Annotated in this window: 21 protein-coding genes; 12 read left to right on the top strand and 9 right to left on the bottom strand. The window is 70.2% G+C overall.

Annotation, left to right across the window (positions count from 1 at the left end; all coding sequences use genetic code 11):
• Positions 1 to 16 precede the first annotated feature (16 nt).
• Positions 17 to 1,588: a carboxylesterase/lipase family protein gene (locus E3T19_RS01760; protein ID WP_134407934.1), complete on the bottom strand. Its 1,572-nt coding sequence runs from the start codon at positions 1,586 to 1,588 to the stop codon at positions 17 to 19.
• Between the two features lie 159 nt (positions 1,589 to 1,747).
• On the opposite strand from E3T19_RS01760, the gene E3T19_RS01755 reads away from it, so the two are divergent.
• The 7 genes from E3T19_RS01755 (at position 1,748) to E3T19_RS01725 (ending at position 7,693) form a co-directional block, all read left to right on the top strand.
• Complete coding sequence (locus tag E3T19_RS01755) at positions 1,748 to 2,311, top strand: dihydrofolate reductase family protein (protein WP_088458158.1); 564 nt, start codon at positions 1,748 to 1,750, stop codon at positions 2,309 to 2,311.
• Between the two features lie 60 nt (positions 2,312 to 2,371).
• The gene (locus E3T19_RS01750) at positions 2,372 to 3,316 is read left to right on the top strand and encodes a carbohydrate kinase (RefSeq protein WP_103479917.1); all 945 of its coding nucleotides are present in this window, start codon (positions 2,372 to 2,374) and stop codon (positions 3,314 to 3,316) included.
• 142 nt (positions 3,317 to 3,458) lie between these two features.
• On the top strand, positions 3,459 to 4,418 hold the full coding sequence (locus E3T19_RS01745) for a hypothetical protein (protein WP_134407933.1): 960 nt from the start codon (positions 3,459 to 3,461) through the stop codon (positions 4,416 to 4,418).
• Between the two features lie 93 nt (positions 4,419 to 4,511).
• Complete coding sequence (locus tag E3T19_RS01740) at positions 4,512 to 5,483, top strand: aldo/keto reductase (protein WP_134407932.1); 972 nt, start codon at positions 4,512 to 4,514, stop codon at positions 5,481 to 5,483.
• Positions 5,480 to 6,481 carry an NAD-dependent epimerase/dehydratase family protein gene (locus E3T19_RS01735; protein ID WP_241979919.1) on the top strand — a complete coding sequence of 334 codons (1,002 nt, stop codon included), beginning with the start codon at positions 5,480 to 5,482 and terminating at the stop codon, positions 6,479 to 6,481. Before E3T19_RS01740 ends, E3T19_RS01735 begins: the two co-directional genes overlap by 4 nt.
• Before the next feature lie 28 nt (positions 6,482 to 6,509).
• The gene (locus E3T19_RS01730) at positions 6,510 to 7,394 is read left to right on the top strand and encodes an aldo/keto reductase (RefSeq protein WP_134407931.1); all 885 of its coding nucleotides are present in this window, start codon (positions 6,510 to 6,512) and stop codon (positions 7,392 to 7,394) included.
• Complete coding sequence (locus E3T19_RS01725) at positions 7,391 to 7,693, top strand: putative quinol monooxygenase (RefSeq protein WP_103479922.1); 303 nt, start codon at positions 7,391 to 7,393, stop codon at positions 7,691 to 7,693. The genes E3T19_RS01730 and E3T19_RS01725 overlap by 4 nt, the downstream gene beginning before the upstream one ends.
• A 16-nt stretch (positions 7,694 to 7,709) precedes the next feature.
• On the opposite strand, the gene E3T19_RS01720 is transcribed toward E3T19_RS01725, so the two are convergent.
• The 5 genes from E3T19_RS01720 to dnaK are packed head-to-tail and all read right to left on the bottom strand — an operon-like array spanning position 7,710 to position 12,609.
• On the bottom strand, positions 7,710 to 8,633 hold the full coding sequence (locus E3T19_RS01720) for a LysR family transcriptional regulator (RefSeq protein WP_088457593.1): 924 nt from the start codon (positions 8,631 to 8,633) through the stop codon (positions 7,710 to 7,712).
• 50 nt (positions 8,634 to 8,683) lie between these two features.
• Positions 8,684 to 9,097, bottom strand: a complete 414-nt coding sequence (locus E3T19_RS01715; RefSeq protein WP_088457594.1) for a heat shock protein transcriptional repressor HspR — start codon at positions 9,095 to 9,097, stop codon at positions 8,684 to 8,686.
• An 8-nt stretch (positions 9,098 to 9,105) separates the two neighbouring features.
• On the bottom strand, positions 9,106 to 10,113 hold the full coding sequence (locus E3T19_RS01710; RefSeq protein WP_088457595.1) for a DnaJ C-terminal domain-containing protein: 1,008 nt from the start codon (positions 10,111 to 10,113) through the stop codon (positions 9,106 to 9,108).
• Positions 10,106 to 10,741, bottom strand: a complete 636-nt coding sequence (locus tag E3T19_RS01705; RefSeq protein ID WP_103430804.1) for a nucleotide exchange factor GrpE — start codon at positions 10,739 to 10,741, stop codon at positions 10,106 to 10,108. Before E3T19_RS01705 ends, E3T19_RS01710 begins: the two co-directional genes overlap by 8 nt.
• Complete coding sequence (gene dnaK / locus E3T19_RS01700) at positions 10,741 to 12,609, bottom strand: molecular chaperone DnaK (RefSeq protein ID WP_103460304.1); 1,869 nt, start codon at positions 12,607 to 12,609, stop codon at positions 10,741 to 10,743. The genes E3T19_RS01705 and dnaK overlap by 1 nt, the downstream gene beginning before the upstream one ends.
• Before the next feature lie 221 nt (positions 12,610 to 12,830).
• On the opposite strand from dnaK, the gene E3T19_RS01695 reads away from it, so the two are divergent.
• The 3 genes from E3T19_RS01695 to E3T19_RS01685 are packed head-to-tail and all read left to right on the top strand — an operon-like array spanning position 12,831 to position 15,564.
• On the top strand, positions 12,831 to 13,556 hold the full coding sequence (locus tag E3T19_RS01695; protein ID WP_279327056.1) for a response regulator transcription factor: 726 nt from the start codon (positions 12,831 to 12,833) through the stop codon (positions 13,554 to 13,556).
• Positions 13,553 to 15,085: a cell wall metabolism sensor histidine kinase WalK gene (locus E3T19_RS01690; protein WP_198415023.1), complete on the top strand. Its 1,533-nt coding sequence runs from the start codon at positions 13,553 to 13,555 to the stop codon at positions 15,083 to 15,085. The genes E3T19_RS01695 and E3T19_RS01690 overlap by 4 nt, the downstream gene beginning before the upstream one ends.
• Positions 15,085 to 15,564 carry a 2'-5' RNA ligase family protein gene (locus E3T19_RS01685; RefSeq protein ID WP_088457599.1) on the top strand — a complete coding sequence of 160 codons (480 nt, stop codon included), beginning with the start codon at positions 15,085 to 15,087 and terminating at the stop codon, positions 15,562 to 15,564. Before E3T19_RS01690 ends, E3T19_RS01685 begins: the two co-directional genes overlap by 1 nt.
• A gap of 56 nt (positions 15,565 to 15,620) precedes the next feature.
• Here E3T19_RS01685 and E3T19_RS01680 read toward each other — a convergent pair whose 3' ends face one another.
• From E3T19_RS01680 to E3T19_RS01670, 3 genes are read right to left on the bottom strand one after another with little or no spacing between them, the layout of a single operon-like run.
• On the bottom strand, positions 15,621 to 16,727 hold the full coding sequence (locus tag E3T19_RS01680) for a Gfo/Idh/MocA family protein (protein WP_088457600.1): 1,107 nt from the start codon (positions 16,725 to 16,727) through the stop codon (positions 15,621 to 15,623).
• Positions 16,706 to 17,410 carry a ThuA domain-containing protein gene (locus E3T19_RS01675; protein WP_134407929.1) on the bottom strand — a complete coding sequence of 235 codons (705 nt, stop codon included), beginning with the start codon at positions 17,408 to 17,410 and terminating at the stop codon, positions 16,706 to 16,708. The genes E3T19_RS01680 and E3T19_RS01675 overlap by 22 nt, the downstream gene beginning before the upstream one ends.
• On the bottom strand, positions 17,407 to 18,600 hold the full coding sequence (locus E3T19_RS01670) for a Gfo/Idh/MocA family protein (protein ID WP_134407928.1): 1,194 nt from the start codon (positions 18,598 to 18,600) through the stop codon (positions 17,407 to 17,409). Before E3T19_RS01670 ends, E3T19_RS01675 begins: the two co-directional genes overlap by 4 nt.
• A 111-nt stretch (positions 18,601 to 18,711) precedes the next feature.
• On the opposite strand from E3T19_RS01670, the gene E3T19_RS01665 reads away from it, so the two are divergent.
• Together E3T19_RS01665 and E3T19_RS01660 are read left to right on the top strand one after the other, a co-directional pair.
• On the top strand, positions 18,712 to 19,740 hold the full coding sequence (locus tag E3T19_RS01665) for a LacI family DNA-binding transcriptional regulator (RefSeq protein WP_088457603.1): 1,029 nt from the start codon (positions 18,712 to 18,714) through the stop codon (positions 19,738 to 19,740).
• A 61-nt stretch (positions 19,741 to 19,801) separates the two neighbouring features.
• Positions 19,802 to 20,293: a GNAT family N-acetyltransferase gene (locus E3T19_RS01660; protein WP_088457604.1), complete on the top strand. Its 492-nt coding sequence runs from the start codon at positions 19,802 to 19,804 to the stop codon at positions 20,291 to 20,293.
• The last annotated feature ends 8 nt before the right edge of the window (positions 20,294 to 20,301 follow it).

Raw genomic sequence — 20,301 nt, 5'->3', positions numbered from 1 at the left:
TGGTTGAGGTGGGCGGCTAGGAACCGAACGCCAGGCGGGCGTCGGCATACGTGGCGGCGACCGTCGTGGTGCCGGTGCCGGTGCCAGGGGCGTCGGCGTCGGCGTTGATGTCGACGGGGGCGGGGGCGTCGTCGAAGCGGCGCACCGGTTGTGCGTCCAGGTCGCCGGGCTCCGTGGTCCAGGCGCGCGGGGTCCAGGCGGGCCAGCCGGGATCTCCGTCGTTGATGAAGGACACCGCGGCTCCGTGCACCTCGTCGGCCAGCCGCTGGGACGGGGCGGGACCGGCCAGCGCCGCCACCCGCGGGGCGTCCAGCGCATCGAAGAAGAACGGCAGATCGAGGCAGTGCAGCGCCCCGCCGAGGGTGGGCGAGCGCCACGCGAACGCCCAGAGCCAGCTGGGCGCCGCATCCGTTGTGGCGGCCTCTGCCCTCGCTTCGGCGACCCGCAGCATGACGCCGCGGATGGCGCGGTCGGAGGCGAACTGGCCCAGCAGTTCGGCGGTACCGAGCCTGTCGTGCGCCGCGGCGTACGCCCGCGCCGACGGCGCGGCGACGCCGAGACGGCCGAGCACTTCCGCGGCATCTTCGCCGGCCAACTCGTCGGTGAGGTCGGCTATGGCGAAGTTGAATTCGTGGTCGGTGCTGCCCAGCATCAACGGCTTGGCGGCGCCGATGCCCGCCCGCACGGCGTCGACCGTGGCCAACGGGACCAGGTCGCCGTCGACGACCGGTCCGAACGGGAGACCGGCTACGAGGGCGTTCGCGATCTCGCCCAGCGGGCCGGCGGGGGTGCCGGCGGCGAAGGCCGTCGCCCGCGGCTGCTCGGCGAGGATCTGGTTTTCGGTGAGCGCCCCGAGTCCCGCCCGGGTGGGCGCAACGCCGGCCAGGGCGGCCAGGCGCCGACCGGTCCGCTCCGCTTGGTCGGGCACGAGATAGGTGGCCACCCCGGAGATGACGATGGCCCGCGCGAACAGCGGTTGCGCCCGCGGCATCGTCAACAGGGTGAGCACGGCGCCGCCGCCCGCGGATTGCCCGGCGATCGTTACCCGGGCCGGGTCGCCGCCGAAGACCTGGATGTTGTCGCGTACCCACGCGAGCGCCAGCAGCCAGTCGAGCACGCCGCGGTTCAGCGGCGCATCCTCGATCCACCCGAAGCCGTCGAAGCCGAGCCGGTACGACACGTTCACGGTGACAACACCGTGCCGGTTGAAGCTCGCGCCGTCATACCACGGGCTCGCTGCCGACCCGGAGGTGTAGCCGCCGCCGTGGATGTAGACCAGCACGGGCAGGCCGGCACCGGCGGGCGCCGGGGCGGGGTCGGGGGTGAACACGCTCAGGTTCAGCGTCGACTCGCCCGGGAAGCTGGGCTCGGGCACCAGAGTGCTGTCGCCACCGTCGATGCGTTGCGGGGTGGCGCCGGGGCTGCCGGCATCCCGCACGCCGGACCAGGCCGGGTGCGGCACCGGGGCCGCGAAGCGCAGCTCCCCGACCGGCGGGGCGGCGTAGGGAATGCCGAGGAACGCTGTCGACCCGGGGCGCCGGACGCCGCGGACGATCCCCGCCGTTGTCGTGACCTCGACGGTGTTCATGGGGCGCCCTTTCACTGAGACGGTGGTGGTGCACCGCGATTGAGGTTATCGCGCAGAGCGCCGCCGGGTCTGGCCCCGACGGCGTCCGGCGCGCAGAATGGATGCGCCACACCGCGGTGAGCATTCGCCGTGGACCGTTCACCGCGCGAGGAGCACACCATGGCCAAGCTGATCTGCACCTTCATCACCTCCCTGGACGGCTATGTGGCCGACACCGAGGGCAACTTCGACTGGAGTACCCCGAGCGATGAGGTGCACACCTTCGTCAATGACCTGGAGCGTTCGGTGGGCACCTACCTGTACGGCCGGCGGTTGTATGAGGTGATGGTGGCCTGGGAAACCATGCACCTGAACGACGACGCCCAGCCGGCCGTGATGCGCGACTACACCGCGATCTGGCAGGCGGCAGAGAAGATCGTCTACTCCAGGACCCTGGCCGAACCACTCAGCCGGCGTACCCGCATCGAGCGCAGCTTCGACCCGGAGGCGGTGCGGGCGCTCAAGGCTTCGGCCACCGCCAACCTGTCGATCGGCGGTCCGCACCTGGCGGCACAGGCCTTCGCGGCCGGGCTGGTCGACGAGGTGCAGCTGTTCATCTCCCCCATCGTGGTGGGCGGCGGCCTGAAGGCCGTGCCCGACGGCCTGCACCTCGGTCTCGAGCTGACGGACGAGTACGCGTTCCGGAACGGCGTGGTGTACCTGGGCTATCGCGTACGGCACTGACCGCACACGATAATCTGGGGCTGCGCCGGCACCCCCGGCCCCACCAGATTGGACCAGACGATGACGCCTGACCGTGCTCCTGACCGTTCGATCGCCGCATCCACCCGCGCCCTCGTCATCGGCGAGGCCCTCATCGACATCGTGCGGCGCCCGGGCGCCGAGCCGGTGAGTCACGCGGGCGGCAGCCCGATGAACGTGGCGTACGGACTCGGCCGGCTCGGTGTGCCGACCACCCTGGTCACCCAGATCGGGGCAGACCCGTTCGGCGAGATCATCGCGGGGCACCTGCGCGCGGCCGGCGTCGACCTGCTGCCGGGGTCGGTCACGACCGGCGCCACCTCGAGCGCCACCGCCATCCTGGATGCGGCCGGCGCCGCCACCTATGACTTCGACCTGCGCTGGGAGCTGCCATCGGTGGCGCTGCCCGCCCCGTGCGCCTTGATCCACACGGGCTCGATCGCCGCGATCCTGCAGCCCGGCGGCCGGGTCGTGTTGACCGCGTTCACCGGCGCCCCGGCCGGCACCCTGCTCAGCTACGACCCCAATGTGCGGCCCGGCATCATGGGCAGCCGTGCCGACGTGGTGCGAGCCGTCGAAGAGCTCTCCCGGGCCGCGCACGTGGTGAAAATGAGCGACGAGGATGCCGCGTGGCTCTATCCGGGGCGGAGCCTGGACCAGATTGCCCGGGAATACGTGGCGGCCGGGGTGGCCCTGTTCGCCATCACCCGAGGCGGAGACGGCGCCCTGCTGCGGGCCGGCGGGGCCACGGCCGAGCTGGCCGCGCATCCGGTGACCGTGGTCGACACCATCGGCGCCGGTGACTCGTTCATGTCGGGGCTGCTCTACGCGATCCTCGTGAACGATGCCACCGAGGCCATCCTGCAGAACACCCTCGGCGCCGCCGACCTCGGTCGCCTGGGCCAGACCGCCCTGGCGAGCGCGGCGATCACGGTGTCGCGTGCGGGCGCCAACCCGCCCACGGTGGCGGAGCTGTTCGCGCGCTGACCCGCCCCTTCCACCGCACCGATGCAGACAGCGTGGGGCAAGTCAATCCCCTTGAACGCTGCAGCGACCCTGGCTTTACTGTGCCTACGTTGTCCCCATTGAGTGGGTCTCTGGCAACGGGTAACAGGAAGTTTGGTGCGACATGGCGGTCACAACAACCGATACGGCAGTGCAAGTCTCGGTAGAACTCACTCCCACGGATGGAGTGGTGATCGAGGGTAATTCGCTGGGGGTCACCATACGCATCACCGCGCTCCGGCCGGCGTTGATCGAGCACGCCGAGCTGACGCTGATCCGCAAGGTCAACTACACCTACGGCCGCGGCAACATCTACGGCGGCGTGTTCCCCGCCCGCGAACGCACCACCGAGCTGCTCACCACGGTCACGGTGCAAGCGCCGGGTGCAATCCCGGCCGGCCAGACCCGGGTGTTGTCGGGCAGCCTGAGCATTCCCACCGACGGCCCGGCCTCGGTGCGGGGCGACCTGATCGACGTGGGCTGGTCTGTGCGTTGCGTCCTGCATGCCGCCGGTGGTCAGATCATCAAGCGGGAACGACTGATCGACGTGCAGTCCTGGGGCCAGACCAGCGCCACCGACATCGGCCATCCGCCGGTCGGCGAACACCTCGGACAGGTCGCCCTGGAGTTCATCGCGTTGTCCTCCCGGGTGCTGGAACCCGGCACCCCGCTCACGGGCGTCCTGCGGGTGCGTCCCCGCGACGAGATCTCGACCCGGGGCGTGCGCGTGCAGCTGGTGCGCTGCGAGGAGGTCTGGGGCGGACCCGGCCAGGTCGCCGACCCCGACGCCAGCGAGTCCGAGGGCTACCGGCACGCCGAAGCCGTGACGGCCGCCGTCGTGGTGGGCCCCGCCGGGATGCTCACCCCCGGCACGGTGGTCGATCTGCCGTTCACGGTCGAAACACCCGCGGGCCTGCCGGCACCGTCGTTGTCCATCGGCAACCTGCATGTGCGCTGGGAAATCCGGGCCGTCGTCGACCTGCCCCTGCGCCTGGACCCGCGGCTCTCGCTCGACCTGCTCGCCGTCACGGCCAGCCGGCAACCGAGTGATTCCGGCCGCCCCGGGGCCCTCGACACCGACTGAGCACCGGTCTCACCAGGATTGAGAAGGCGGAGTGCTGGATCGCATCCGGTTCTCCTGTTGGACAGTGGGCTCCGAGCGGAGCAGCCTGAGGGTATGGAATACACACACCTCGGTCGTTCCGGCCTGTCCGTTTCGCGCCTGTGCCTCGGCACCATGAACTTCGGGCCCGAGACCGACGAGCCCACCTCGTTCGGCATCATGGACGCTGCCAGGGCGGCGGGCATCAACTTCTTCGACACCGCCAACGTCTACGGCTCCAAGCAGGGCCGGGGCGCCACCGAGAGCATCCTGGGCCGCTGGTTCGCGCAGGGCGGCGAGCGGCGCGAGGACACCGTGCTGGCCACCAAGGTCTACGGCACCATGTCCGACCGGCCCAATGACGGCAAGCTGTCGGCGCTCAACATCCGCCGCTCACTCGATGAGAGCCTGAAGCGCCTGCAGACCGACCACATCGACCTGTTCCAGTTTCACCACGTGGACCGTGACACCCCGTGGGATGAGATCTGGCAGGCCATGGAAACCGCCGTCGCGCAGGGCAAGGTCCTCTACGCCGGCAGCAGCAACTTCGCCGGTTGGCACATCGCCACCGCGCAGGCCGAGGCCCGCAAGCGCAACTTCAGCGGGCTGGTGAGCGAGCAGTCGCTGTACAACCTGCTCAAGCGCGACATCGAACGAGAGGTCATCCCCGCCGCCCAGGCCAACGGGATGGGAATCCTGCCCTGGTCGCCGCTGGACGGCGGCCTGCTCGGCGGTGTGCTGCGCAAGGAGCGCGACGGCAGCCGCCGGGTCTCCGGGGCCAACGCCGACAAGCTCGAGAAGAACCGCGCGGCCATCGGTGCGTACGAGGACTTCGCCGCCGAACTCGGCACCGAGCCCGGCGACCTGGGCCTGGCCTGGCTGATGCACCAGAGCGCGGTGACCGCACCGATCATCGGTCCGCGCACCATGGAGCAGCTCGAGGCCGGCCTGCGCGCCGTTGACCTGAAGCTCGACCAGGCCGCGCTCCATCGCCTCGACGAGATCTTTCCCGGCTACCGCACCGCGCCGGAAGACTACGCCTGGTGAGCGCCGGACTGAGTGTTCTCTTCATCGGCGGCACCGGGGTGATCAGCACGGCCGCGGCCGAGCTGGCCGTGGCTCGTGGCCACCGGCTGACCGTGCTCAATCGCGGCCAGTCCGCCCTGCGCAGCGTTCCCGACGCGGCTGAGGTGCTCACCGTGGACGTGCGGGACGCGGCCGCGGTCGCGGCGGCGCTCGGTGAGCGTCGTTTCGACGTGGTGGTGGACTTCGTGGCGTTCACCCCGGAGCACGTGCGCGCCGACATCGCCCAGTTCGCCGGCCGCTGCGGGCAGTACCTCTTCATCAGTTCGGCCTCGGCGTACCAGAAGCCGCCGGCCGCCCTGCCGGTGCGGGAGTCCGCTCCCCTGCACAACCCGTTCTGGGCGTACTCCCGCGACAAGGCCGCCTGCGAAGATGTGCTCATGGCGGCGCACCGGGAGCAGGGCTTCCCGGTCACCATCATCCGCCCGTCGCACACCTACGACCGAACCCAGATCGCGCTGCTCGGCGGGTGGACCGACATCCACCGGATGCGCACCGGTCAGCCGGTGGTGGTGCACGGCGACGGCACGTCGCTCTGGACCCTCACCCACAGCACCGACTTCGCCAAGGCGCTCGTGGGCCTGTTCGGCCGGTCGCAGGCCGTGGGCGACAGCTTCACCATCACCTCGAACGAGTACCTCCCCTGGGACGCCATCTACGCCGAGTACGCCCGCGCCGCCGGCGCCCCGGCGCCGCAGATCGTGCACGTGGCGAGTGACACCATGGCGGCGGCCAACCCCGAGTGGAGTGGCCCGTTGCTGGGCGACCGGTCTCACTCGGTGATCTTCGACAACAGCAAGGTCACCGCACTCGTGCCCGACTTCGTGTGCACCACCCCGGTCGCGCTCGGCTTCCGCGAGGCGATCGCCTGGTACGACGCGCATCCCGACCAGCAGGTGGTGGATGCGGCGCTGAACGCCACCCTCGACGGGCTCGTCACCGCGCACTCCACTCTTTCCTGATCCTCCGCAGCACTCGATTGGACACCCTATGAAGACCCGACTCATCGGCGACCGTCCCGTCAGCTCCATCGGCCTGGGCGGCATGCCCATGTCGATCGAGGGCCGACCCGACGAAGCCCGCTCCATCGCCACCATCCACGCCGCCCTCGAGGAGGGCGTGACCCTGTTCGACACCGCGGATGCGTACCACCTGCACGCCGACGAGGTGGGCCACAACGAGTCGCTCATCGCAAAGGCCATCGCCTTGTGGGGCGGCGACTCGTCGCGGGTGATCGTGGCCACCAAGGGCGGGCACCTGCGGCCCGGCGACGGCACCTGGTACGTCGACGGCCGACCCGAGTATCTCAAGCAGGCCGCCGAAGCCTCGCTCAAGCGCCTCGGCGGCGACGCGATCGACCTGTACCACCACCACCGGCCCGACCCCGCGGTGCCGTACGCCGACTCGATCGGCGCCATCCGGGACCTGCTCGACGCCGGCACCATCCGCCTGGCCGGTATCTCCAACGCCAACCCGGCGCAGATCCGCGAGGCCCACGACATCCTCGGCGGCCGGCTCGCCAGCGTGCAGAACCAGTACTCGCCCGCGTTCCTCAGCAGCCGGCCCGAGCTCGACCTCTGCACCGAGCTCGGCGTCGCGTTCCTGTCCTGGAGCCCGCTGGGCGGCATCAAGTCCGCCGCCGACCTGGGCACAGCCTTCGCGCCGTTCCAGCGGGTGGCGGATGCCCACGGCGTGAGCCCGCAGGTCGTCACGCTGGCCTGGCACCTGGCCGCGTCGCCCCGGGTGATTCCCATCCCCGGTGCGAGCCGACCCGAGAGCATCCGTGACTCGGTCCGCGCAGCCGACCTGACCCTGTCAGACGAGGAACTCTCCACCCTGTCGGCCGCTCTGAAGGACCCCGCGGTGACGGCATGACCGCCATCGTGCACCTCGACCTGCGCCTCGACCCGGCCGCGCTCGAGACCGTCCCGGCCCTGCTGAACGAAGTCCTCACCGCGACCCGCGCCTGGCCGGGCAACGAGGGACTCGAGGTCATCGTCGACGACGCCGACCCCGCCCACGTGATCGTCGTCGAGCACTGGGCCACCGCCGCCGACCACGACGCCTACGCCGCCTGGCGCACCACGCCGGAGGGTGTCAGTCGTCTGGGTGAGGTTCTCGCTGCTCCGCCGGTGAAGACGGTCTTCTCCGGCCGGATCCCGCTGGCCCTCTAGCCGGTCAGCCGGTCGGTCAGGCCGCCGAGCCGACAGCGTCGACGGGCTCGAGGGCGGCGGCAGCGGCGGCGACGTCTTCGAGCAGCTGCTCAAGGAACGCCGACGCGGCCGGGCTGGGCTCGTCGGCGACCGCCACGGCCACCGCCCACTCGGGCACGGTCGCCGGCAGCGGCACCGCAACGAGGTCGTCGGGCCGCTTCAGCGCGAAGCTGGTGGGCACAATGGCCACGCCCAGGTTGTAGCCCACCAGTTCGAGCAGCGGATGCACGTCGTTGACCTCCATCGCCGCCCGGTACTCGAAGCCGGCGGCGGCGAACGCCCGCCGGGCGAGCATGTGCGCGCCCCAGCCGGCCTGGAAGCCGATCAGCGGTTCGGTGCGCAGGGTCTCCAGGTCGGCCTCGGCCAGAGCCGCGACGGGGTGGTCCGGGTGGCAGAGCACCACCATCTTCTGGCTGCTCAACCGGTGCAGCCGCACTCCGGGCGGGGTGTCCCCCGTCACCACGACCAGCGCCACATCGGTGGTGCCACTGGCCACCCCCTCGATCAGCTCCACGGAACCCAGCTGGCGCAGGCGCACCTCCACCCCCTGGTTCGCGGTGCGGAAACGGGCGAGCTCGGCGGGCAGGTCCACGGAGCCCAGGCACGGTTCGGCGCCCACGGTAAGGCGTCCGCGCATGAGGCCGCGTACCGCGGCAACAGCGTTCTGGGCCGCTGCCGCGCTGGCCAGGGTGCGAAGCGCATCCGCCAGCAAAGCCTGACCGGCGGCCGTGAGCTCGACCCGGCGGGTGCTGCGGATGAACAACGAGGTGCCCAGCTCGATCTCCAGGGCCCGGATCGACGCGGACAGCCCCGACTGGGAGATGTGCAGCAGCTCGGCTGCCCGGGTGAAGTGACGTTCGTCGGCGACCGTCACGAAGTGTTCAAGCTGACGCAGTTCCATTCAGCAACCCTACAACTCAGTGCGGCAGCACCCAGAGCCTCGACGTCTCGCTACTTGTCGAGGGGGCGCCAGATCACCACTTGGTTCGAGCGGCGGGTGCGGGTGCCGGCGCGCATCGAGATGACGTCACCGGCCGAGCCGGCCGCGAAGACGCGGCGGCCCGGACGGTTGAGCAATTCGTCGGCCAGGGCCGCTTCCAGGTCCCCCACCCGGCTTTCCAGGGCCCGCACGGTGTCTTCCAGCGCGAGGATGCGCCGGATCCCCTCCAGGCTCACACCCTCGGCACCCAGATCCGCGATCTCCCGCAGCCGGGCCACATCGCGCATTGAGTAGCGGCGCGAGCGGCCCGGCGTGCGGCCGGGGCTGACGAGCCCCATCCGGTCGTACTGCCGCAGGGTCTGCGGGTGCATACCCGCCAACTCTGCGGCAGTGCTGATCACGAAGACCCGGGTGTTCTCATCCATGACCGGTGTCAGCCCTTGGCCCTGGCGAGCAGTTCGTCGCGCGGGTTCTCCTTGGGCAGCGCCTCGTTGAACGCGAGCAGCTTCTCCTCGGCGTCCTTCGACAGGTGCGACGGCACGGCCACCTGAACCTCGGCGAGCAGGTCGCCGGTGCCCTTCGGGGTGACCACACCGCGACCCTTGACCCGCAGCACCCGCCCACTGGGGGTGCCGGGCGCCACGCGCAGCTTCACCGGCGGCCCGCCCAGGGTGGGCACCTCGATGGTGGCACCGAGGGCGGCTTCAGCGAAGGTCACCGGCACGTTCACACGCAGGTTGAGTCCGTCACGTTCGAAGACCGGGTGCTTGCGCACGGTGACGGTGAGCACGATGTCACCGTTCTCGCCGCCGTCCGGGCTGGGTTGCCCCTGCCCGCGCAGCTTGATCTTCTGCCCGTCGGCCACGCCGGCGGGAATCTTGACCTTGATCGACCGACCCTCCTGCGTCTGCAGGGTGATCTGGTCGCCGTGGGTGGCCGTGATGAAGTCGACCGTGGTCGACGCGACCACGTCACGCCCCCTGGTCGGCCCGCCCGCGCCTCGGAAACCTCCGGTGGGGGTGCCGAACCGGCCACCACCACCCTGGGCGCCACGGCCGAACATTCCGCCGAGGATGTCGTCGAAGCCGGCCTGCTCGTAGGAGTAGCCCTGCTGTTGACGGGCTCCTCCACCGAACATGCCGCCGAAGACGTCGTCGAAGCCGCCCTGCTGGCCGCCCTGCCCGGGGGCGGTGAAGCGAGCTCCACCGCCCATCGCGCGCACGGCGTCGTACTCCTTGCGCTGTTCGGGGTCACCGATGACCGAGTGGGCCTCGCTGATCTCCTTGAACTTCGCCTCCGCCGCGGGGTTACCCGGGTTGGAGTCGGGGTGGTACTTGCGGGCCAGCTTGCGATATGCCTTCTTCAGGTCGGCCGCGGAGACGTCCTTCGACACCCCGAGAACCTTGTAGAAGTCCTTGTCGAACCAGTCCTGGCTAGCCATCGCTCGGTACCTGCACGACGACCTTGGCCACCCGCAACAGCGAGGACCCGAGGTAGTAGCCGGTCTCGACGACGTCGCCGACGGTTTCCACGTCGATGTCGGGCGTGGGCATCTGGAAGATGGCCTCGTGCACGGTGGGGTCGAACACGTCGCCGACGGTGCCGTACGGCTTGAGGCCGATGCGCTCGGTGCTGGCGCGCAGCTTGGCCGCGATGGTCGCGAAGGCGGTGTCGCCCTCGAGATCGCCGTGCTTCTCGGCCCGGTACAGGTCGTCGAGCACCGGCAGCAGTACCTTGACGACTTCGCCGGTGACGCGCTCGCGCTCGATCTCCCGGTTGGCCTCGGTGCGCTTACGGTAGTTGGCGTACTCCGCGGTGACCCGCTTGAGGTCGGCGAGGTGCTCGCTGGAGGGATCGGATGCCTCGAGGTCGGCCGCGTCCAGGATGTCCTGCACGGTCAGCTCGTCCTCCTCGATGCCCGCGGCGTCAGCCGCGTCGACGAACTCGGCCGGAGCGGCCGCGTCGGAGTCCGGCCCGCCCGCCGCGGGGGCGCCCGATTCGGGCGCTCCCGCAGCAGCAGCAGACTCGTCTTCGGGACGGTTCTCGTCCGGACGGTTGGCGTCGCTCATTACTTCTTCGCTTCGTCCTCGTCGTCGACAACCTCGGCGTCGACAACGTCTTCGTCGGGGTTGCCCGACTCGGCGGTGGGCTCGGCGGTCTCGGACTCGCCGGCCGCGGCATCCGCCTGGCTGGAGGCGTAGATGGCCTCGCCGAGCTTGCCCTGGCTCTCGGTGAGCTTGTCGAACGCGGTCTTCACAGCGTCGTCGTCGTCACCGGCGAGAGCGGACTTGAGGGCGTCGACGTCGGCCTGAACCTCGGTCTTGACCTCTTCGGGCAGCTTCTCGTCGTTCTCCTTGATCAGCTTCTCGATCGAGTAGGCGAGCTGCTCGGCGCCGTTGCGGGTCTCGGCGGCTTCGCGGCGGCGCTTGTCTTCTGCCGCGTGCTCTTCACCCTCGCGAACCATGCGCTCGATGTCTTCCTTGCCCAGCGCGGTGCCGCCGGTGATGGTCATCGACTGCTCCTTGCCGGTGCCCTTGTCCTTGGCGGACACGTGGACGATGCCGTTGGCGTCGAGGTCGAAGGTGACCTCGACCTGCGGGATGCCGCGCGGGGCCGGCGCGATGCCGGTGAGCTCGAAGGTGCCCAGGTTCTTGTTGTCGCGGGTGAACTCGCGCTCGCCCTGGAAGACCTGGATGGCCACGGACGGCTGGTTGTCGTCGGCCGTGGTGAAGGTCTCGCTGCGCTTGGTGGGGATGGCCGTGTTGCGCTCGATGAGGCGCGTCATGATGCCGCCCTTGGTCTCGATGCCGAGGCTCAACGGGGTGACGTCGATGAGCAGAACGTCCTTGCGCTCGCCCTTGAGGACACCGGCCTGCAGTGCGGCGCCGACGGCGACGACCTCGTCGGGGTTGACACCCTTGTTCGGGTCCTTGCCACCGGTCTCGGCCTTGACGAGCTCGTACACGGCGGGCATGCGGGTGGAGCCACCGACGAGAACGACGTGCGCGATGTCCTCGACCTTGACGCCGGCCTCACGGATGACGTCCTGGAAGGGCTTCTTGGTGCGGTCGAGCAGGTCTTCGGTCATCTTCTCGAACTGGGCGCGGGTGAGCGTCTCGTCGAGGTTGGCCGGGCCGTTCTCCGTCAGCGAGAGGTACGGCAGCTGGATGCTGGTGGACATGCTCGAGGAGAGTTCCTTCTTGGCCTGCTCCGCGGCTTCCTTGAGGCGCTGCTTGGCGATCTTGTCCTTGGAGACGTCGACGCCGGTGGAGTCCTTGAAGCGCTTGATCAGGTGATCAACGATGCGCTGGTCCCAGTCGTCGCCGCCGAGGCGGTTGTCACCGGAGGTCGAACGCACCTGGATGGTGCTGAAGTCGTCGTCCTTGCCCACCTCGAGGAGGGAGACGTCGAAGGTTCCGCCACCGAGGTCGAAGACCAGGATGAGCTCGTCTTCCTTGCCACGGTCCAGGCCGTAGGCCAGGGCGGCCGCGGTGGGCTCGTTGATGATGCGCAGCACGTTGAGGCCGGCGATCTCGCCGGCTTCCTTGGTGGCCTGGCGTTCGGCGTCGTTGAAGTACGCGGGAACGGTGATGACGGCATCCGTCACCTTGTCGCCCAGGTACTGCTCGGCGTCGCGCTTGAGCTTGGCGAGGATGCGGGCGGAGATCTCCTGCGGGGTGTACTTCTTGTCGTCGATGTCGACGGTCCAGTCGGTGCCGACGTGGCGCTTGACCGACGAAATGGTGCGGTCCACGTTGGTGACGGCCTGGCGCTTGGCGGTCTCGCCGACGAGTACCTCGCCGTCCTTGGTGAACGCGACCACGGAAGGCGTGGTGCGGAAGCCTTCAGCGTTTGCGATGACGGTGGGTTCTCCACCCTCGAGTACGGCCACCACCGAGTTGGTGGTTCCGAGGTCAATGCCGACTGCACGAGCCATGTGAGAGTATCTCCTTCAAAGTTTGGGTTCAAGGCCTGTTTCAAAGACTTGAGTGTTGCTGGCTCAAGTGTGCCACCGCCCAAAAACCTAAGTCAAGCCGGGGTCGCCAAAGTTGAGTCGGAGAGGCTCAACTCCCAGCGTTCTCACAAGAAGTGGGACAATAACGTGTGCCGCCCTCGACCTCACCCGATCCCGCCGCGGACTCCGTACGCCGACGCGCCGTGCTGGCGAAGCTCCCGCGGATCTCCCGGCTCGACGGCTCCGCCATCCGGGTTCTCCTCGTCGACGACGAGGACACCCTCACCAATCTGGTGAGCCTGGCGCTGAGTTATGAGGGCTGGATCGTGGACGTCGCCCACACCGGGCAGGCCGCCCTGCGGGCCTACCGGGACAACCGGCCGGACGTCGTGATCCTGGACATCATGCTGCCGGACACCGACGGATTGAGCGTGCTGCGCCACCTGCGCTCCGGCGGTTCCACCACGCCGACCCTGTTCCTCACCGCCAGGGACTCTGTGGACGACCGCATCATCGGCCTGACCGCCGGCGGTGACGACTACATGACCAAGCCGTTCAGCCTCGAGGAGCTCGTGGCCCGGCTGCGCGGGCTGCTGCGCCGCACCGTGCAGGCCGTCCCCGAGGAGCAGGCCGCGCTGGTGGTGGGCACCCTGACCCTGGACGAAACCAGCTATCGGGTGCGTCGCGACGACGCCGACATCATGCTCACCACGACCGAGTTCGACCTGTTGCGCTACTTCATGCGCAACCCGATGCGGGTGCTGAGCCGGGCGCAGATCCTTGACGAGGTCTGGAACTACGACTTCGCCGGGCGCGGGAGCATCGTGGACCTCTACGTGTCGTACCTGCGCAAGAAGATCGATGCGGAACGCGCCCCGATGCTGCACACCGTGCGCGGTGTCGGCTACATGCTGAGGCCCGCGGAGTGAGCGCGGTCGGTTCGTCTACGGCTCCCCCCGAGCGCGGAGCGGCGCCCTGGACACTCCGCCGCCGACTGGTGGTGGGAATCGCCGGCGTCGTGGCAGCGGTGCTTCTGGGCATGGGCCTGCTGAGCATCGCCGTGTTGAGCACCTCCACGAACACCGTGGCCGATGCCCAGCTCACGGCGTCGCTGTCGGCGCTGAGCCAGTCTGTCGACAAGTACCGGGGTCCGCCCGCCGTCGGCGGGCACGGGCACGGCGGCGGCGTGGCCAAGTCCTTCGTCGATTTTGTCGGGCACGGGCGTGGCACCGTGATCGCGGTCGTCGCTGATGGTGTGGTCGCCGACTCCGCCCTGTTCTCGGGCACCGGCGCCGTTGTGCTCTCGACCGACGCGATCGAGGCGATCGAGCTTGCCGTCACCGATCTGGAGTCGGACGGCGAGAACCGAAGCCTGAACCTGGGCGACCTCGGCAGTTACCGCGTCGCGACAGTCGTCAACGACGGCGAGCTGCTGGTGGCCGGCGTACCGCTCGAGGCCGCCGAGATGGCCTTGTTGCGCCAGGGCCTGGCCATCGCCGTCTTCACGGTGCTGGCGCTGGCCGGAACCGTGCTGGGCACGATTCTGGTCGTGCGACTCGCCCTGCGCCCACTGGCCCGGGTGGTCGAGACCGCCGTCGAGGTGACCGCGCTGCCGTTGGCCGTGGGCGACCACGGCATCTCCACCCGCCTCGCGGCCGCAGACACCGATCCCCGTACCGAGACGGGCAAGGTGGGTGAAGCCCTCAACCAACTGCTCGACCACGTCGACACCGCCCTCAGCGTGCGGGCCGCCACCGACCGGCGGATGCGCCGGTTCGTCACGGATGCCTCCCACGAGCTGCGCACCCCGCTCGCGGCCATCCAGGGCTACGCCGAACTGACCCGGCAGGACAGCGCCGAGCTGCCCGAGATCACCGAGTACTCGCTCGCCCGGATCGAATCCGAGGCTCGGCGGATGAGCTCGCTCGTGAGTGACCTGCTGCTGCTCGCCCGTCTCGACGAGGGCCAGGACCTGCACGTGGAAGACGTGGACCTCGCCGACCTGCTGCTGACCGCGGTGAACGACGCCAGGGCATCCGCGCCGTCGCACAGCTGGCTCGCCGAGGTGCCGGACACTGCCGTGGTCGTGCGCGGCGACCGGGAACGCCTGCACCAGCTGGTGGCGAATCTGCTCTCCAACGCCAGGGTGCACACCCCGCCCGCCAGCAGCGTGACCGCCCGGCTGCGGGTGGGCTCGCCCGGCATGCCGGTGCAGCTGAGCGTGCAGGATGACGGGCCGGGCATCACCGCGGATCTGCTGCCGGTGATCTTCGAACGCTTCGCGCGCGGCGATGCCTCCAGGACCCAGGTGTCCGGCGGCCCCCGCAGCACCGGCCTGGGCCTGGCGATCGCCCTGTCGATCGCCGAGGCGCACGGAGGCACCATCCGGGTGCGGTCCTCCCCCGCGGGCACCGCCTTCACAGTCACCCTGCCCACCCCGGGCACCCGGCGCCCGTGATGCCCCGACTGGTGGTGGTGCTCCCCGTGGTGCCGCTGCGCGTGGGCGCCGGCTTCGCCGTGGCCGAATGGCCCCTGCACGTCACGGTGCTGGCGCCGTTTCTCACGGATGCCGACCCCGGCGACGTCGGCCACGCCATCCGTCTCGCCGTCGAGAACCAGGCGCCGCTCACCGTCGTCGCCGGCGAGGACGCGCTGTTCGGGCGGCGGCACACCATCCCCGTCACAATGCTGCTCCCGCACGAGGGACTCACCCGGCTGCACCACACCCTGGTGGACACCCTGCGGCCGTTCGCCGCCGCTCCAGACGAACCGGCCTTCACCGGCGACGGCTTCCGCGCCCATGTGACGCACAAGCCGCCCGCCCGCCTTCACCCCGGCCAGTCCCTCACCCTCGGTCAAATCGCCCTGGTGGACATGCTCCCCCGAACACACGAGGCCGGCCGCACGGTCCTGGCCGCCACCAGTTTCGCGAGCTGAGAGAAAAGCCCCGAAAACCAGAGGGTTTCGGGGCTTGACTCACCGTCCGCGAGGTGTCACTCGCGCGGCGACCAGACCTCCCGGGCGGTCAGCGGCACCGCGAGGGGACGCTCGGTCGTCGTGGTCAGCTCGAGCCGGCGCCCCTCGGCGGCCGACTGCAGCAGCGAGGTCATCACGTCGAGGGAATGCAGCGCGATGTCACCGTTCGCGCGGGCCGCACGGTCGGGGCCGGCCGCGATGAAGTCGAGCAGGCCGATACCGCGGGCGCTGTCCAGGTAACCGGCCGCCGTCGGCAGGGGCCGCCACTGGGTGGCCCCGAGCTCGAAGAAGCGCGTCTCGCCGTCGAACCGGTTCGGGTCTGGCGCCGAGAGGGTGCCGTTCTCACCGTGCACCTCGAGGGGGGCCGCGTCGGTGGCGGCGCCGTCGAAGCTCGTCGTGATCGTGGACAGGGCGCCACTGTCGTGCTCGAGCACCCCGGTGATGTGCGTGTCGACGTCGACCGGGATCACCGCGCCGGCCCGCGGGCCCTGCGTGATCGTGCGCGTGCCCCGCAGCCGGCTGGCCGCGCCGGTGACCGAGCGCACCGGCCCGAGCAGGTGCACCAGGGCGGCCACGTAGTACGGGCCCATGTCCAGCAGCGGGCCGCCGCCGCTCTGGTAGTAGAAGTCGGGGCTGGGGTGCCAGCGTTCGTGCCCCGCTGTCACCATGACGGCGGATGCGGCCAGCGGGCGCCCGATCAGGCCGTCGTCGATCGCGTGACGAGCGGTCTGCACCCCGGTACCCAGAACGGTGTCCGGCGCGCTGCCCAGGCCCACCCCGGCGGCAAGCGCCGCGGCAACGATCTCGCGGGCGTCGGCCATCCGGGCGGCCAGCGGTTTCTCCCCGTAGACGTTCTTGCCGTGGCCGATCGCGGTCAGCGCGATCTCGGCGTGCGCGGCCGGGATGGTGAGGTTCAGCACGGTGTCGACCTCGTCGCTGGCGACCAGCTCGGACACCGACAGGGCTCGCGCGTGCGGCAGCCGGTCGGCCAGGGTGCGGGCCCGGGCGGTGTCGAGGTCGGCGACCGCCGTGATCCGGATCTGGGCGCTGTCGGCGAGAGTGTCGAGGTAGGCGGCCGAGATGTTGCCCAGGCCTACGATTCCTAGGCGGTGCGGGTGGCCCACAGCATGCCCCTTTCGATGATGGTGCGTACGTTGGGGTCGGCGAGAACCTCCGGGCTGTGCCCCGCGGTGCTGACGCATAAGCGACCCGTGCCCCAGAGCCGGGTCCACACCACCGGCGAGGTGATGGGCCGGTGCCAGGGCTCCCAGTCGGGCGCCGGATGGGTCGTCGTGGCGAGCACATCGATGAGGTCGTCGTGCAGCACCCAGTACTGCTCGGTGCACAGGTCGAAGTCGGCGAGGCCGGCGGTGATCGGATGCTCCCGGCCGAGCGGCGTCATCTGCACCGTGTAGTCCAGGTAGTTGTTCTCCTGCGCGCCATCGACCCGGTCCGCGGGCGGTTTGCCCGGGTGGGTGGCGAACTGTCCGCCGATCAGCTGCAGGTAGTCGGCGGAGGCCCGGAAGGAGTCGGCGATGCCGCCGTGCCAGCCCGTGAGACCGGTGCCGGCGGCCACCGCCGCGCGAAGTCCCGCGACCTGGTCGCCGCTGATCTCGCTCATCGTGACGCTCTGCACGATGAGGTCGAACCGGGCCATCTGCTCGGCGTCGGCGTAGATCTCGGGTGATTCCTCGATCTGCACCGAGTAGTCGTGTGCGGCGAGGAACGGTAGGAACATCGCCGTGGCGGCGACGGGGTGGTGGCCGTCCCAGCCTCCTCGAACGATCAGGGCGTTGTGCTGGGTCATGCGGTTCTCCGTTCCACGGGCGTCGTCTGGGATCTGGCCTTGGCGCTCGCCTCGACCGCGGCGAGTACCCGTTGAACATCGAGCGCCTCGCCGAAGCCCGGCGAGGGCGCGGTTCCGGCGCCGATGGCGGTCACGAAATCGACCATCTGGTGGGTGAACTGGTGCTCGTAGCCGAGGCCGTGCCCGGTGGGCCACCAGTTGGCGACGTAGGGATGCACGGGATCGGTGACGACGATGCGGCGGAAACCCTCGGCCTCGGGGTCGGTACCGCGGCCGTCGAAGTACTCGAGTTCGTTCATCCGCTCGAAGTCGAAGGCTATCGATCCGCTCTCACCGTTGATCTCGATGCGGTTCGCGTTGCGACGGCCGGTGGCCATCCGGGTGGCCTCGAACACTCCCAGGGCCCCGCCGGAGAAGGTGGCGGTGAACGCCATCGCATCGTCGACCGTGACCGGCCCGCGGGCCGCGTCGGGGTCGGCGACACCGCCGAGTCCGGCCGCCGCGCCGCGCTGCGGACGTTCGGTGACAAAGGTGCGCAGGGTCGCAGAGACCTCGGTGATGCTCTCGCCGGTGAGCCATTGCGCGGTGTCGATGCTGTGGGCGCCGATGTCGCCGAGCGCCCCGGAGCCGGCCTTGGCCTTGTCCAGCCGCCAGCTGAGCGGGGCCGCCGGATCGCTCAGCCAATCCTGCAGGTAGTCAGCCCGCACGTGCCGGATAGCGCCCAACCGGCCCTCGGCGATGAACCGGCGGGCCAGCGCCAGCGCCGGCGTGCGGCGGTAGCTGAAGCCGCACATCGACAGCACGCCGGACTGGGCGGCCTGCTCGGCGGCGTCGGCCATCGCCACGGCTTCAGCCACGGAATTGGCCAGCGGCTTCTCGCACAGCACGTGCTTGCCGGCCGCGAGGGCGGCCAGGGCGATCTCGGCGTGGGTGTCACCCGGAGTGCAGATGTCGATGACGTCGATGTCGTCGCGGGAGACGGCTTCGCGCCAGTCGGTCGACCACTCCTGCCAGCCCAGTTTTGTGGCCTGCGCGGCGGTGGTGTCAGCGGACCGGCCCACGAGCAGCGCCATTTCGGGTTCTCGGGGAAGGTCGAAGAACCTCGGCGCCGTGCGCCAGGCCTGCGAATGGGCCGCGCCCATGAACGCGGTTCCGATCAACGCCACCCGCAGCGGGGTCTGGTCTGCCATTCGCGCTCCTTCAGTCGACACCATCGTCGGACGCTTGTCCTCTGCGAGGATGGCAGCACCAGCACCACCCCGGCACTTTTTTGCGCAAAAATGGTGGGAGGAGGCAGGGTGATGGGCGAAACGGCACGGGTGACACTCAGTGATGTCGCCGAGCGAGCGGGAGTGTCCATCGCCACGGCCTCACGCGCCCTGGCCGGGCGCGGCGAACTGGGTCTGGCCACCCGGGAACGGGTTCTGGCGGCCGCGACCGCGCTGGGCTACGACCGGGGCACGTCGTCGCGCGGACGGCCCAGCACCCTGGACACGCGATTGATCGAGCTCGTGCTCGGCTCCTTCGACGATGCCTGGACCGACGAGGTCACGGCGGGTGCGCGGCGCAGTGCCTTCGAGCACGGCTACGACCTCGTGCTCACCCTCGAGCGGGACGACCCCGCCGACGACTGGCCCGCGCGGGTCGCCACCCGCCGGCCGTCCGGCGTGATCCTGGGCCTCATCAGGCCCACCCGTCGGCAACTCACCGAGCTGCGGGGGCTGAGGATCCCCCTGGTGTTGCTGGACCCGCGGTCCGACCCCAACGGCGAGCTGGCCAGCGTGGGCACGACCGACCACCAGGGCGGTTACGACGCCGGCGCGCACCTGGCCGCCACGGGCCTCGGCCGCTTCGCCGTGATCACCGGCACCCCGCGGTTCAGGTTCGGCAAGGCTCGCGAGGAGGGCTTCCGCCGCGCGATCGCCGAGCACGCGCCCGGCGCCCCGGTCACGCGCGTGGACGTGGGCTGGGACGGCGCTGGTCTCAGCACCGCGATCCCCGACCTGTTCTCCGGTGACCGCACCCCTGTGGGCGTCTTCGCCTGCAACGACGCCATGGCCCTGGCGGTGTACCCCGCGGCCCGGCGGGCCGGGCTGCGCATTCCCGCGGACATCAGTGTGATCGGCTTCGACGACGAACCGCGCTCCATTGTGGCGTCACCTCCGCTGACCAGCGTGCACCAGCCGCTGGGGGCGATGGCCGCCCGCGCGGTGGCCCTCGTGCACGAAATGCGCGCCCGCGGCGGGGAGCACTTCGACAGGATCGAGCTGCCGACCCGGCTCGTGTTGCGCCAGTCCACCCTCGCCACCCCTCCGCGAACTGTGCGTTGAGCGCTAAAACCTCGGGTTTTCGGTGCGAAAGTCACGGCTCGCGGGGCGGTAATTTGGGGGAATGGAGATACGGGAAGCCCGGGAGGGCGACTGGGGCGCGATCTGGCCCTTTTTGCGGGACGTTGTGGCGGCCGGCGAGACCTATTGCTGGCCACGGGACACCAGCGAGGCCGACGCTCAGGCGTGGTGGCTGGGCAAGCCCGGCGGCCGGGTCTTCGTGGCCGAGGACCACGGCCGGGTGCTCGGCACCGCCGAGCTGCACCCCAACCAGCCGGCGGCGGGAGGTCACGTGTGCAACGCCGGCTTCATGGTGGCCCCGCAGGCGGCCGGTCGAGGCATCGGCCGCGCCCTGGCCGAGCATGTTCTCGAGCAGGCCGCGAACGCGGGGTTCCGCGCGATGCAGTTCAACGCCGTGGTGGAGACCAACCACAACGCCGTGAGCCTCTGGCAGAATCTGGGCTTCAGCATCCTCACCACGGTGCCCGGCGCCTTCCGTCATCCGGTGCACGGCTATGTGGGCCTGCACGTGATGCACAGATCGCTGCTGCCCTGACTACTGCC

The sequence above is a fragment of the Cryobacterium sp. TMT4-31 genome, assembly GCF_004403385.1.
GTDB lineage: Bacteria > Actinomycetota > Actinomycetes > Actinomycetales > Microbacteriaceae > Cryobacterium > Cryobacterium zongtaii.
This window is presented reverse-complemented; position numbering and strand designations above follow the sequence as displayed.